Source organism: Lederbergia sp. B243.17 (assembly GCF_057657925.1).
Genome location: NZ_JBWBKF010000085.1, coordinates 49,728 through 63,680 on the forward strand (window position 1 = coordinate 49,728; position 13,953 = coordinate 63,680).

A 13,953-nucleotide genomic window follows, 5' to 3' on the forward strand; every position below is an offset into this window, starting at 1 on the left:
CCGGTTTACTTTTCGCGGGTCCGAAGCCCTTCCACTTCTTCTTTCGATAAACGGCGCCATTTTCCCTTTGGGATGCCTTCTAATGATATATTTGCAATCCGGATTCTTTTTAATTTGACTACATGATAGCCAAAATGTGAGCACATCCGCCTGATTTGCCGATTGAGGCCCTGTGATAGCGTGATTTGAAAGGTCCGGCTGTCAGTCTGCCGGACTTTGCATTTTTTGGTGACGGTGTACTCTTTTCGCACCGGATTAAAGATTTTTACACCATTGGCCATGCCTTCAATGAAATCAGGCGTCAGTTTTTTGTCTACCGTAACGACATAGTCCTTCTCATGCTCATTTTCTTCCCGCAAAATTTCGTTGACGATAGTCCCGTCGTTTGTCAGCAGAATCAGGCCCTCTGAATCTTTATCGAGGCGGCCGATTGGAAAAATCCGCTTTGGGTAGTTGATAAAATCGATGATATTGCCTTTTATATGGCGCTCTGTCGTGCAAGTGATGCCGACCGGCTTGTGCAGAGCAATATATACATCATTCTCCGTCTTTTCAAGCCGTTTACCATCCACTTCGACGATGTCCCCGTCCTCGACCGTCAGGCCGACAGGTGCGATCTCTCCATTCACCTTCACCCGTCCCTCACCGATCAGCTCATCCGCTTTCCGCCGAGAGCAAAGACCCGTTGAGCTTATATATTGGTTCAGTCTCATAATATCCTCCTGAATTTGATGCGTACCCTCATTGTATTCCAGTGCAGGGCGGGAGGACAACTTCCAGACAACGAAAAAAGCTGCCGGGAGGGGGTCCCCTCCAGCAGCCATGGTCACCTTATCGCATGATCATCTTGCAACACACCATCGGCAATGTTGACCGCATGGTCGCCGATTCTTTCGAGGTTGCTGACAATATCGAGATAAACGATCCCTGCTGTTCCTGAGCAGCGGTTTTCATTCAGGCGGATAATATGTTTCTTTCGAAGGTCCCTCTCCATCTTGTCAATCAGCTTTTCTTTTTGGAGGACAGCCCTTGCCTGTTCAGCGTTGTTTAGCTCAAGTGCCTGGACTGCTTGTCTGATCGTCGCGAAGGTCAATTCAAACATTTCATCAAGCTCTTCATGTGCGGTGTCTGAGAACTTCACCTTGTTTGCAATTTGATGATCGACCAGTTCCATAATGTTTTCAATATGGTCGCCGATCCGCTCCAAGTTGATCACTGTGTTCATCAAGGCATGGTGACTATGCAAATCATGATCCGACAGAGAGTGGTAGGAAATCTGCACAAGATAATCGGTAATTTTTTTATCAAGATTGTTGAGGGCATCTTCTACCTGGGGAAGCAGTTCCCTATGCTTTTTCTGATGTGTTTTATAATATTGCTTTATTTCTTCCATCCCTTTTTCACAAAGTTCGGCCATGCGCAGCACTTCTTTCTTCCCTTGGCCAAGTGCAACGGATGGCGATTGGCGGATAAACTGTTCACCCAAGTGGATCGGTTTATTCTCGATCGTCGTATCTTCGCCTGGAACAAGTTTCGTCACAAGCCAAGCGAGACCGGCGATAAATGGAAATTGGATAATGGTGTTGGCTACGTTAAACGTCCCATGGGCAAAGGCGATCGTCATGCGCGGGTTCAAGCCCATGGAAGCCTGTATGTATTCGATAAAATGGGTGAATGGGATAAAGAGAATCATGACGAGCACCGTCCCGATCACGTTAAAGATCACGTGGGTCAACGCCGCCCGTTTGGCCGCAACAGATGCGCCGATTGCAGCAAGGACTGCGGTGATGGTCGTGCCGATATTGTCCCCGAAAAGAACCGGCAGTGCACCATATAGATCGATTGCGCCTTGATCAAACAATGTTTGCAATAACCCGATCGCTGCGGAAGAACTTTGGACGATTACAGTAAAGAGAATACCGATTCCGACGCCGAGCAATGGATGATCACTCATTTTCACAGTCAGGTCTGTAAAGGCAGGGGCGTTTTTCAGAGGAGACATCGCATCCCCCATTAGGCTCAGACCGAAAAATAAGGCCCCGAAGCCAAAGAAAACCTGGCCAAAGTTGTTAACTTTATGATTTTTAAAGAAAAAAATTAAAAACGCACCAAGTGCGATGATTGGCAGGGAATACTCCGAGATGTTAATGCCGATGATGAAGGCCGTCGTCGTCGTTCCGATATTGGCACCCATGATGACGCCAATCGCCTGTTTTAATGTCATAAAGCCTGCTGTTACTAATCCGATTGTGAGAACCGTCGTGCCCGAGCTTGTCTGCAATAGCACTGTGACGATGATTCCAGTCAATACCCCCATGATCGGCTTTGTTGTGAACCGGTCCAGCAGGTCCCTCAGTCCATCACCTGCCACTTTTTGCAATCCATCTCCCATCGACTTGATTCCATATAGAAAAATTCCCAAGCCGCCAAAAAAGGTGAATAATAACAATTGTAAATTCATGTCTTCATTCCTTTATCATAGGTTAGACAACAATCTGTATCCCCAACAATGTTAATGAAGATCATATTAAAAATAAACATAGATCATGTTAAGATTATGTAAAGACGGGGCTTATCCTCCGCCGTATTATAAATACGGCGGAGGATAAGCCCCTTGATTTTTAAAATGGGTACTGCCTTGTTTCGCTTTGGGTGGAGATCCATTGGAAAGTAGTAAATTCGTCGAGAGCCCATTTGCCGCCAAATCGGCCGAGGCCCGATTGTTTCATGCCGCCGAAAGCGACAAGGGGTTCATCGTTGACGCTTTGGTCATTCACATGAATCATGCCGGTTTCCATCTGAAGGGCAATGGCTACGCCTTCCTCGATGTTTTTCGCGTGAACTGCGCCGCTCAGGCCATATTCTGTATCATTTGCGATTTCAATCGCTTCCTCGACAGTACTGAAAGGAATGATTGTCGCGACAGGGCCGAACATTTCATGCTTGGCAGTTGCCACATCATTTGTTTCGGACGTGAGAACTGTCGGATGCATGACATTCCCCTCTACCTTTCCTTCCAGCACCACTTTGGCTCCCTGGCCTTTTGCGTTTTCTATCTCCTTCTGAATTCGCTCAATCGCACCATGATTGATGAGCGGGCCTATCATATTCTCCTTATTCTGTGGATCACCGACTTTGACCGCTTTTGCTTTCTCGACAAACCGGTCGACAAATTGATCATAAATGTTTTTATGGACGATAATCCGGTTGATTGCCATGCAAATCTGACCATTATGCATGAATTTCCCAAAAATCGCCGAATTCACAGCTTTTTCAATGTCCGCATCCTCCAGAACGATCAGCGGATTGTTGCCGCCAAGTTCAAGTGCGACCTTTTTGATGTTTCTCCCGCATAGCTCACCGATATGCTTGCCCACAGGGGTGGAGCCTGTGAAGGAGATCATTTGCGGGATTGGGTGATCGACGAATCCATCGCCAATTTCTTCAATTGCGGCAACAACAACGCTGAACAAGCCTTTCGGCAGGCCGGCTTCTTCAAAGATCTTTCCAATCACGATTCCGCCTGTCATCGCTGTCTGTTCATCCGGTTTCAACACGACCGCGTTGCCTGCGGCCAATGCTGTCGCAACCGACCGCATCGACAAATACATCGGAAAATTAAACGGGCTGATTACACCAAGAACCCCGAGAGGACGGCGAATGAGCCGATTCTCCTTTCCCGGAACAAGGGATGGCACCATTTCGCCGCCCATTCTCATTGGATAGCTCGCCGCCTCACGCGTGATGGAAATGCAGAAGTCCACTTCCACATTCGCTTTTACAAAAGAGGATCCTCCCTCATTGATTAGCAAATCCACTAGTTCTGCCCTGCGGTCCTGCATGATTTGCACGGCCTTTTCCATGATCTCCGCCTTTTGAAACGCATTCACTTTCTCCCATTCTTTCTGCGCCTTCCTGGCCGATTCATACGCTTCATCTATATCCTGCTGGTTCGCCATTTTTATAGTCGCTATAACCTCATCATTGTAAGGGTTGCGGTCCTCATACTTTCGGTCACTTGAGCCATCCCGCCAAACACCGCCGATATACTGTTTATTCAAGTCTGTATACTTCTCCATCCGTAACCCTCCTTATTTTTTCATCACTTTTCCCTATTCCCTTATTGAAAATCCCGTTAAACACGAATAGGTATAGCTTGTGACCGCGGAGAGAAATTATGTATAAAGTATCAGGCCGCCATTTAAGGAAGAATAATTCTCTTTTGATATGCTCATACCTTTGATTTTAGGGACAAGCCATTTCGATAACAGGATGCCCCTTTCCCCTACTTCCTGTCTTCCATTCCCAACTCAAAAGTTACAGAAGGAACGATCTTCGGTGGGATCAGGTATATAGTCCGGTACTCCTTTCTCAACTTTTACAAAAACTGCCGCATTTTAATAGAGGGCATCAAAAATAGCACCGGGCGATTGGGTACGCCCGATGCTCTCTTGTTTCTACTCCATTTAGTAGCTAATCAAGTTCGTAAAGATCCGGTATCCGCCAGGTACCTGGCCCTGGATCTGCCTGTAGAAAACAAGGTTCGTGTAAAGATAGGTGCCTTCTCCATACTCCGCCATCAGGATACCACCGTCAAACGGGTCCTCGTTCGGGTCGGCCATGGAAACAAAGGTCTCGTATTTGCTGTCCCACTCCATCGGGAAGTAGAGGCCTCTCTCTTGGATCCAGCCATCCCAATCCTTATCGGTGATTTTGTTTGGATAATTGAAAAGCTTGGATTCCGGCTGCAGTACCGTCACCTTCGCATTTTCATCCGTCACTCTCCAGCGAATTGACGGCGAACCGATTTTCAGCGGATACGGAGCTGTTGTTTCAGCATTCCAGCCGTCTTCCGGTTTGTGGTACTGGACAACGAGATGCCCGCCGTTCTTCACATATTCATGAAGTCGATCATTATGTTCCGCAAGGTCTTTACGGGAAAGATACGCCCGGATGCCTGTGACAATCGTGTCGTATTGGCTCAGATCACCTGAGGCCAAATCCTCTTCTGTCAGTTTCGTGATATTAAGACCGGCATTGGTCAAATAATCGGCGACCTTGTCAAACTCGCTGTCAATATAGCCGATCTTCCGGTTTTCGTCCATGTTCAGTTCAAATGCAACTCCGTTGACACTGGCAGGATACAGATAGTAGAACGTACCGATGTGGTCATAGCTGATTTCCTGAACGGTCGAATCCCAGACATTCTCCCCAACAGCAGCCTTGGCATTAACAGCAAAGTCTCCTTCTTCAACATCCGCCGGAGGTGTCAGGGTGAACGTGACTTCTTCCGTGTCGCCCCGCTTTGCCAAGGTGACCGGCACTGCTTCTGTCGTCGCCCAGCCTTCCGGTACTTCGAGCGATATAGAGGCTTCTGCTTTTCCAGGCAGATAGTTCTTCACGGTGACGGCAACAGGGATTTCCTTTTTGACGTCAGCCGTATTCACGACCAGGTCTTCCGGATTCAATGTCAAGGATACATCCGGCAGAACGGCAACCGTTTTGTCGATGTCGAGTTGATGCGAAATCTCTGTGCCGCCTTCTGTGTATTGGACAACCGCTTTGATAGCAGGTTCATCATACGGATGGTAAAGCTCAGCATTTTCAGGAACAGTCACTTCAAAGACTGCCTCAGCTGACTGTCCAGGCTTCAGCTGCCAGTTTTTCTGGCCTCCATCCACCTTCCAGTCTGCCGGGGTACGGAGTGTAACTCCTGTCTGTTTCACAGTCTCTTTTCCTTCATTTTTCAACGAAACCCGTAAAGTTGATGTTTCGCCTCTCGTCAGCACGCCAGTTTCAGCCACCGCTTCCGCTTTAAGCCCTGAGGCGATAAAATTGGCAAGCTCCAGCTGTTCTTCTTTGATTTCAAGCTTGTGGAGCAATTCATTTCTCACTTCTGCCGCGAGCTTGCTGTTGCCAACCTTTTTGCTCAGCTGGCGGACATCCTTTAAAGCCTTCTCACTTGCGGCAAAGACTTTGCTGCGATCCGGGTAGGACGCAACAATCCCTTCAAGCTCCTGCTGCAGTTTTTCAAGGTGGACTTGAAGATCCTTTTCTGTTACCTTTTTAGCCCAATCGGAAAAATCATATGGAATACCGGCAAACAACTCATCCTTGCCTTCTGCAGGCTCTATGCTCTTAACCAGCTCCAAATTAGCCTTTCTTGGTTCAGCAGGGATATCATTGCCCATCCCCTGGCTCTTGTGCATATATCTTGATTCCTCACCAAGCTGCGGATACGTCATTCCATAAATCGGATCAAGTGCTCCAATTTCAAAAGAGGTTGTTGCCTTTTCAGCAGATTCTGCTGGCAGGTAAAGCTTCTTGATCTGCCATACGGACAACCCCTCGCGCAATTGCTCCGGGAATACGTTCGGATCTGCTGCATCCTTGAACGCTCTTTCACTCAAAATTGACATCGTGCGGTGATGACCGTGCTGGGAATCAACATTCCGGAAGGACGGCATCACAATATCCGGTTGGTAGGTACGGATAAAGCGGATCAGCCGCTCATAGGTTTCCTCTTCTCCCCAATTGGCCAATGTCTCTTCAGGTGTTTTGGAGAAACCGAAGTCATAAATGTCATCAGATGTCGTCTCGCTCAGATGGTATGCTTTGACGCCCGTGATTTTTGCCGCTTCAATCATCTCACGGGACCGGATAATCCCAAGGCCATTGCCTAGCTCCCTTCCGATCTCATTCTGGCCGCCCTCTCCCCGGTTTGCAATCAGGCTTGAGGTTTTGACTCCGAGACCTCTCGACAAATAGGCCAGCAAATCGCTTCGCTCATCATCCGGGTGCGCCCCCGTGTTTAGGAAGACAACTGTTGTTTCGAGCGGCTTAACGGCACTCCATAAGTCAGTATCTGTTTCTGTGCCTTCTGCCAGCCCCACAGTTGCCGGCCACATTGAAAATACCAACAGAGAACAAAGTAAAAATGACAACCATTTCCTCATAATTTGTAACCCCTTTCATATAATGGATATAAAAAAGCTTACGTCCCTCTCCTCCCCCGTATGTTAGTTAAGGTGACTAACCAACCTAAGAAGTAGTTCTTCTTATAGACTTACCACATTAAAAAGTTTTTGTAAATATCCATATATTCAGTTAAGAGTATAGACCTATGCCTCAAAGACTAACTATAAATTATTTTTTGAAAAATTACGCTTTTGTATTGAAACCGGATACATTTTCATTTATATTATGAGTTAATTAGTAAGTTTTACTAACCAAAACAGCTAAGGCCGTGATTGTTAATGAATGGAAACAATGTGCATGAACAAAGAAAATTATCGAACAAGCGAAAAGTTCTTCAATGCATCATGAAAAACAGCCCGGTGTCCAGAGCCGACATCGCTGCCAAGCTTTACTTAAGCAAGCCAACCGTCTCCTTACTAGTCGATGAATTGATTCAAGACAACTGGGTGATTGAGCAGGGAATCGGCGAAGCCTCGTCCCAAGGCGGCAGAAGGCCCATCCATCTCTATTTCAATGAGAAGGCTGCGTATGTTGCCGGTGCAGACATCGGCGGGACGAAGGTAAAGATTGTCATCTGTGATTTAGGCGGAAACATCATCGCCACAAGCAGCATTTCCACCGTCCAATATTTGGAGAGCGGACTGCTCAAGCAGATTGCGAAGGAATTGAGAGCACTTATGGACGAACACGGCATCAATGAAGGGGAAATTCTCGGCATGGGTGCCGGCGTACCCGGGATTACCGATGCCAAGAACGGCATCGTTGTCGAGGCACCGAGCCTGAACTGGGTTCGCTATCCTTTTGTCGATGAAGCGGCGCGTCACTTTCCGTTCCCTGTTTTTGTCGACAATGATGTTAATGTCGCAGCGTTGGGAGAGCAGTGGCTCGGGAATGCCACCCAGAAAGACAACATCCTTTTCATAGCCGTCGGAACCGGAATTGGCAGCGGCATCATCATCAACAATCAGCTTTACCGGGGCTATGCCAACGCTGCCGGAGAAATCGGCTATCTTGTGACTGACAAGAATGATATGAAGAACGAATTTACACCGATTTTCCACCGCTACGGCTATCTTGAAAGTGTTGCCGGCGGTAAAGCAATCGGGAGAGTGTTCACGGAGGAAATCAGGAAAAACCCGGAGCATCCCCTTTATGAACAAGCCCAGAAAGGCGAACTTCCCGGCGAATCTGCCTTTTTACAGGCGAAAGCCGGAGATCCCGCTGCGCTGAAGGTGATTGACAACGCCATTGAGCATCTCGCTTACGGCGTCATCAATACAGCATGTATCCTCAACCCAGAAGTAATCATTTTTGGAGGAGGTGTCTTTAAATCATACGACTATATCTTGCCAAAGCTCAGTGATATCGTAAATCACTATGTTCCCAGTTCAGTAGAGTTGAAGCTCTCCAAACTGGGTCAAAATGCCGGAATACTCGGCGCCGTCTCCCTCTTTCTGCGGGAGCATGAAAGCATCATCCAATATTAAGATTAAGGGGGAAATCATCTTGAAAAAGAAATTGTCTGTATTGACTGCACTGTCTTTGTCCGCGGCACTCATCCTGTCCGCTTGCGGCGGCGGTGGCGGGGAAAAAGAGAAGGCTGGTTCAAACAAGCCGGCCGAAGGGGATAACAAAGATCTTGAAAACAAAGTGGTCGTCTATTCCCCGCATGGAAAAGACATCCTCTCCAAGTTTGCCCAGGAATTCCAGGATAAAACCGGCGTCCAAGTAGAATGGCTGGATATGGGCTCACAGGAAGTACTCGACCGGATCCGCTCGGAAAAGAACAATCCACAGGCGGACGTTTGGTGGGGCGCTCCATCCACAAACTTTGACCAGGCAAAAGATGAAGGTTTATTGAAAGAATACAAGCCGACTTATGCTGATCAGCTTGATGATATGTTCCATGACCCGGACTGGAACTGGACTGGAACAAGCCAGACTCCGGAAGTCATCATGTACAACAGCCAAAAGGTTACGAAAGAAGAAGCACCAAAGGACTGGGATGAGCTGCTTGATCCAAAATGGAAGGATCAGATCATCATCCGCTACCCTCTCGCTTCCGGAACAATGAGAACGATTTTCTCGGCAATGATTTACCGCGACTTTAAAGATTCAAATGACACGGCAAAAGGATATGAATGGCTGGAAAAGCTTGACGCGAATACGAAAGAATATGCCGCCAACCCTGAGATGATGTACAACAAAGTGGCAAAGGGTGAAGGCCTCCTTTCCGTTTGGGCTATGCCGGACGTTGTCATGCTGAAAGAAAATAAAAACTATCCGTTTGAATTCATCGTCCCTGAAAGCGGCACACCTGTCCTGACAGAAGGGATTGCACTTGTGAAAGACAGCCCGAACCCGAAAGCGGCTGAAGCGTTCTATGAGTTCGTCAATACACCTGAAGCGGCAAAATTGCTTGCCGAAGAGTTCTACCGCATTCCGACGCGCAAAGATATAACAGACCTGCCTGACTGGATTACCGACACGGAAATCAAGAGCATGGACATCGACTGGAAAGTATTCCAGGCAGAGAGCGACGGCTGGATGAAATATTGGGATGAAAACATCAAGAACAGGGAGAAAGAAATCAAAGAATAGGAAGTGTAATGGTATGGCGTCAATTCGAATTGAAAATGTCCAAAAAGCATTTGGAAAAGTCATTGCAGTCGATCATCTTGACCTGGATATCAAAAACGGGGAATTCTTCACCTTTCTTGGCCCGAGCGGCTGCGGAAAAACAACGACATTGAGGATGATCGCCGGATTCTACTATCCTACCAAAGGGGTCGTCCGCTTCGGCGATAAGGACATGACGCGTGTACCTCCTGAAAAAAGAAATACGGGCATGGTTTTCCAGAACTATGCCCTTTTTCCTCACATGACCGTCTTTGAAAATGTTGCATTTGGCCTAAAGGTGAGAAAAATTTCTGCTTCTGAAGTGAAAACACGCGTACAAGATGTACTTGAAAAGGTAAGGCTCGGCAAGTATGCAGACCGCCAAGTCAGCCAATTGAGCGGCGGACAGCAGCAGCGGGTCGCTTTGGCGAGGGCCCTTGTCATTGAGCCGCAAATCCTTTTGTTGGATGAACCGCTCAGCAACCTCGATGCCAAGCTTCGGGATGAAATGCGGAATGAAATTCTCCGTCTCCAGCGCGATTATCAAATTACAACCATTTACGTCACTCATGATCAAAGTGAAGCCCTTTCGATGAGCGACAGGATTGCCGTGTTCAATTTTGGTGTCTGCCACCAGGTCGGCACTCCCCTGGAAATTTACAATGAACCTTCAAACAGCTTTGTCGCCAGCTTCATCGGCGAAATCAACATGCTTCCTGTGAAAGTGGAACATGGAGACGGGACGCAAATACACGGGGCTGTCCAGTTCGGCAGCGAGAGCAGAGATCTGGTCATTGACAATAAGCCCTACAATTACAAGAGCGAGTATGCCGGCGATCTCGTCCTCTCTCTTCGCCCGGAATGCCTGAAAGTTACAAAAGAGGATGAAGGGAAGCCAAATACACTACCTGGCATAATTGAAAACATCCAGTTCTTCGGTTCTGTCATTGAGGTCAATGTAAATGTTCTTGGCGAGCGGATTCAAGCCAATCTGTTCAATAATGACAAATCATTCGACCTGAAGACGGGTTCGAAGGTATTCGTAGAGTTTCCTGCGGACCAGCTGCGGGTCATTCCTGTTGTAAGCGGTGATGCGTCATGATTAAGAATCGCGATACGAGGTTTACGATTCTCCTCCTGATTCCGGTCGTTCTTGTCTTGATTGCATATGTCCTGTATCCTTCGCTGAAAACATTAATGGAAAGCCTCCAGCAAGGCGGCAGTCTAACGTTCGCGAACTACTCCGATTTCTTTACGCAGGAATCGAAAACGAACTTGGAAGCACTATGGAATTCTGTCTATATTTCGATTTTGAGCGTATTGCTAAGCGCATTGATCGGTATTCCGCTTGCCTTTATCTTTAACCGCTTCGACTTCCCGGGACGGGGCTTTTTCTCAGCTGCGGCCATCATGCCGATTGTCCTCCCATCCCTCGTTGGAGTCATGGCGTTCATGTTCCTTTACGGCGAATCGGGTCTTGTGCCGAATGCCATCAAAGACCTGTTCGGGCTTGAAAAGGTCCCGTTCAGCATCGGCGGCGTTTCCGGCATCCTAATCGTCCATGCATACACGATGTACGTTTACTTCTACATGACAGTGTCATCCGCGATCAACAAGATCGATCCGTCGCTTGAAGAGGCGGCCTATAATCTCGGCGCCAGCAGGTTTAAAGTGTTCTGGCAGGTTACCTTCCCGCTTTTGACCCCTGCAATTGTCGCCGCATCGCTGCTTGTATTTATGATTTCAATGGCCTCGTTCAGCGCACCATTTCTGCTGGCCGGCGGATACCGCGTCCTGAGCCTGCAGATCTATTTCTCAAAAATCAACGGGGACATGGAAGTGGCCGCAACACAGTCCGTCATCCTGTCCATCGTCTCGATCTCCTTCCTGCTGTTTATGCGCTGGTATCAGAATCGCAAAGACTATAGAATGGCAACAAAGGGGATTGGCGCCCATCGGAGCGAAGTGAAAAATCCAGTTCTGAAGTGGATTATGGTCATCATTGGCGTTCTGGGTGTCATCGTCCTTCTGCTCCCGCACTTTACGATTTTGCTTCTTTCACTCGTGCCGGACGGAACGTGGACATGGCAGACCTACCCGTCTGTATTCAACTTTGAAAACTACCGCCTGCTCCTGCAGGATCCGAATATATTCAAGCCGCTGAAGAACAGCTTGCTTCTGGCCGTCATTGCCACTGCAGGCAACCTCGTCTTCGGAGTGCTTGCATCCTATGTATTGGTAAAACGGAAATTTGTCGGCAAAAGCTTTGTTGACATCCTCGTGATGATCCCATGGGCCCTTCCGGCCACGGTCATCGGGATGAACCTCGTCTTTGCCTTTAACGAGCCGAACGTCTTCTCATTCGGAAAAATACTCGTCGGAACCTTTTGGATCCTGCCGCTCGCCTATTTCGTCCGTCATATCCCGCTCGTCGTCCGGTCGACAAACGCCGTCCTCGAGCAGCTGGATGACTCGATTGAAGAGGCAGCAAGGAATCTGGGGGCAAAATGGTTCTATACGTTCAGGAAAGTCATCTTGCCAATCATCATGCCCGGCGTTCTGTCCGGAACGCTGCTCGCGTTCGTTGAATCGGTTGGTGAGTTCCCTACATCTGTCCTGCTGTATACAATTTCGAACAGGCCGATTTCAATTGAAATCATGAATCAGCTTCGCATGTTCAACATGGGGCAGGCAGCAGCGTACGGAATGATACAAGTTGCGCTCATCGCGCTCGTCATCTTTTTTTCCAACCGGTTCCTCGGCGTCAAGGCGGAAAATTCTTTGTCTTAAATTGGAGATGGTAACATGGATAAATTTGAAGAATTCATCAAAAATGAAGGAGCGTCTTTTCCTGGCAAAACCTATGTGACAGAGCTGCTTCAGCCGGTATTCAACGACCAGCGCGATTATCTGTTCGAGGCGATGTTTGAAATCCATCGGGCCCATGTTATCATGCTGGCAGAACAGGAGATCATCCCTCAAGAAGAAGCAAAAACAATGCTTGCCGGTATCAACAAGGTTGCAAAAACAGACATCGCCAACATTCAATACCATCCTGACTTTGAAGATTTGTTTTTCATGATGGAGGCCCGGATTGGCGAGGAAATCGGTGAGGAGCTGGCAGGCAAGATCCATATCGCGCGGAGCAGGAATGATATGGGGATCGCAATGTACCGTCTCGTTCTCAGGAAGCATCTATTGGAGATTATCGGCCATGCCAATGGTCTGAGCGCTGCGCTGCTCCGGCAGGCGGAAGAGCACGCCGATACAATCATGACTGGCTATACTCATACCCAGCCGGCCCAACCGACAACATTGGGACACTATTTGCTTGCGGTCTATGATGTGCTGCAAAGAGATATCGGCCGGTTCTGGTCTGCCTATAACACAGTAAACAATTCGTCACTCGGCGCAGCAGCCTTAACGACCACCGGTTTTCCAATCAGCCGCAGCCGCACCGCTGAACTGCTCGGATTCGACGGCATCATCGAAAACTCGTATGATTCGATTGCCGGCGCGGACTATCTGCTCGAAACCGCTTCTGCTCTGATGACTTGTATGGTGAATACCGGCCGCTGGATTCAGGATTTCCTCCTCCATGTCACGAGGGAGTTCGGTTCCTTCCTTGTCGCCGATCCATATGTGCAAGTGAGCAGTATTATGCCGCAAAAGCGGAATCCGGTATCGATCGAGCACTCTCGCTCCATCGCCAGCAGTGCATACGGTGAAGCCCTTACCGCCATGAACATGGTTCATAACACACCATTCGGCGACATTGTCGACACGGAGGATGATCTGCAGCCGCATCTTTATCGGTCTTTTGCCAATGCCGGCCGAGTGATGAAGCTGATGTATGCCGTCATTACGACACTGCATGTTGATAAAGAGCACCTGAAAAAGAAGGCTGCAACTTCAAGCATCACAATTACAGAGCTTGCGGATACTTTGGCAAGGGAGTACGGTGTTCCTTTCCGTAAAGCCCATGCAATCGCAAGCACCATTTCGCGGAAGACCGTCGGAGAAGGAAAGGAACTTTACGATTGGGAAGCCGGCGAAATTAACGAAATGATCCAGCCTTTTGCCGATGTCACCCTGACGGACGAAGAATGGAAGAAGATCATTTCACCTGAATACTTCGTCAAAATCAGGAAGATCCAAGGCGGTCCGAGCCCTGACGAAGCAAAGCGGATGATCCGCTTGCGCAAAGAAAAATGGGAAGAGGAATTTACTGCCTACACGGAAAAAGTCAATCAGCTCGAAAAGAAACATGAATCGCTGATAGCATTCACCTTCTAAACAGAAGCCCCGTCTTGTTATGAAAGAACAGGATGGGGCTTTTCTGGGCGCATAATCCCG

At 48.2% G+C, this 13,953-nt stretch carries 9 protein-coding genes; 5 read left to right on the plus strand and 4 right to left on the minus strand.

What is annotated here, in order from left to right; translation table 11 throughout:
- Positions 1-5: 5 nt before the first annotated feature.
- The 4 genes from AC0TWI_RS16845 to AC0TWI_RS16860 all read right to left on the minus strand — a co-directional run bounded on the left by AC0TWI_RS16845 (position 6) and on the right by AC0TWI_RS16860 (position 6,956).
- Complete coding sequence (locus AC0TWI_RS16845; protein WP_488127504.1) at positions 6-713, minus strand: pseudouridine synthase; 708 nt, start codon at positions 711-713, stop codon at positions 6-8.
- A gap of 113 nt (positions 714-826) precedes the next feature.
- Positions 827-2,461 (minus strand): Na/Pi cotransporter family protein, encoded by a 1,635-nt coding sequence (locus AC0TWI_RS16850; protein ID WP_488127505.1) that lies wholly within the window; start codon positions 2,459-2,461, stop codon positions 827-829.
- Between the two features lie 160 nt (positions 2,462-2,621).
- On the minus strand, positions 2,622-4,079 hold the full coding sequence (locus tag AC0TWI_RS16855; RefSeq protein WP_488127506.1) for an aldehyde dehydrogenase family protein: 1,458 nt from the start codon (positions 4,077-4,079) through the stop codon (positions 2,622-2,624).
- 387 nt (positions 4,080-4,466) lie between these two features.
- Positions 4,467-6,956: an NEW3 domain-containing protein gene (locus tag AC0TWI_RS16860; protein WP_488127507.1), complete on the minus strand. Its 2,490-nt coding sequence runs from the start codon at positions 6,954-6,956 to the stop codon at positions 4,467-4,469.
- 300 nt (positions 6,957-7,256) lie between these two features.
- Between AC0TWI_RS16860 and AC0TWI_RS16865 the strand changes: the two genes are divergently transcribed.
- The 5 genes from AC0TWI_RS16865 to argH are packed head-to-tail and all read left to right on the plus strand — an operon-like array spanning position 7,257 to position 13,893.
- Positions 7,257-8,465, plus strand: a complete 1,209-nt coding sequence (locus AC0TWI_RS16865; protein ID WP_488127508.1) for an ROK family transcriptional regulator — start codon at positions 7,257-7,259, stop codon at positions 8,463-8,465.
- A 19-nt stretch (positions 8,466-8,484) separates the two neighbouring features.
- Positions 8,485-9,579: an extracellular solute-binding protein gene (locus AC0TWI_RS16870; RefSeq protein ID WP_488127509.1), complete on the plus strand. Its 1,095-nt coding sequence runs from the start codon at positions 8,485-8,487 to the stop codon at positions 9,577-9,579.
- Positions 9,580-9,592: 13 nt separating this feature from the next.
- Positions 9,593-10,699: an ABC transporter ATP-binding protein gene (locus AC0TWI_RS16875; protein WP_488127510.1), complete on the plus strand. Its 1,107-nt coding sequence runs from the start codon at positions 9,593-9,595 to the stop codon at positions 10,697-10,699.
- Positions 10,696-12,387, plus strand: coding sequence for an ABC transporter permease (locus AC0TWI_RS16880; RefSeq protein WP_488127511.1), 1,692 nt, complete (start codon positions 10,696-10,698; stop codon positions 12,385-12,387). The genes AC0TWI_RS16875 and AC0TWI_RS16880 overlap by 4 nt, the downstream gene beginning before the upstream one ends.
- A gap of 15 nt (positions 12,388-12,402) precedes the next feature.
- The gene (argH, locus tag AC0TWI_RS16885) at positions 12,403-13,893 is read left to right on the plus strand and encodes an argininosuccinate lyase (RefSeq protein ID WP_488127512.1); all 1,491 of its coding nucleotides are present in this window, start codon (positions 12,403-12,405) and stop codon (positions 13,891-13,893) included.
- Positions 13,894-13,953: the final 60 nt, after the last annotated feature.

What these genes read in the sequence shown, in the direction of transcription:
- AC0TWI_RS16845 (WP_488127504.1), bottom strand. Translation starts at nt 713, where the DNA reads ATGAGACTGAACCAATATATAAGCTCAACGGGTCTTTGCTCTCGGCGG.
- AC0TWI_RS16850 (WP_488127505.1), bottom strand. Translation starts at nt 2,461, where the DNA reads ATGAATTTACAATTGTTATTATTCACCTTTTTTGGCGGCTTGGGAATT.
- AC0TWI_RS16855 (WP_488127506.1), bottom strand. Translation starts at nt 4,079, where the DNA reads ATGGAGAAGTATACAGACTTGAATAAACAGTATATCGGCGGTGTTTGG.
- AC0TWI_RS16860 (WP_488127507.1), bottom strand. Translation starts at nt 6,956, where the DNA reads ATGAGGAAATGGTTGTCATTTTTACTTTGTTCTCTGTTGGTATTTTCA.
- AC0TWI_RS16865 (WP_488127508.1), top strand. Translation starts at nt 7,257, where the DNA reads ATGAATGGAAACAATGTGCATGAACAAAGAAAATTATCGAACAAGCGA.
- AC0TWI_RS16875 (WP_488127510.1), top strand. Translation starts at nt 9,593, where the DNA reads ATGGCGTCAATTCGAATTGAAAATGTCCAAAAAGCATTTGGAAAAGTC.
- AC0TWI_RS16880 (WP_488127511.1), top strand. Translation starts at nt 10,696, where the DNA reads ATGATTAAGAATCGCGATACGAGGTTTACGATTCTCCTCCTGATTCCG.
- argH (WP_488127512.1), top strand. Translation starts at nt 12,403, where the DNA reads ATGGATAAATTTGAAGAATTCATCAAAAATGAAGGAGCGTCTTTTCCT.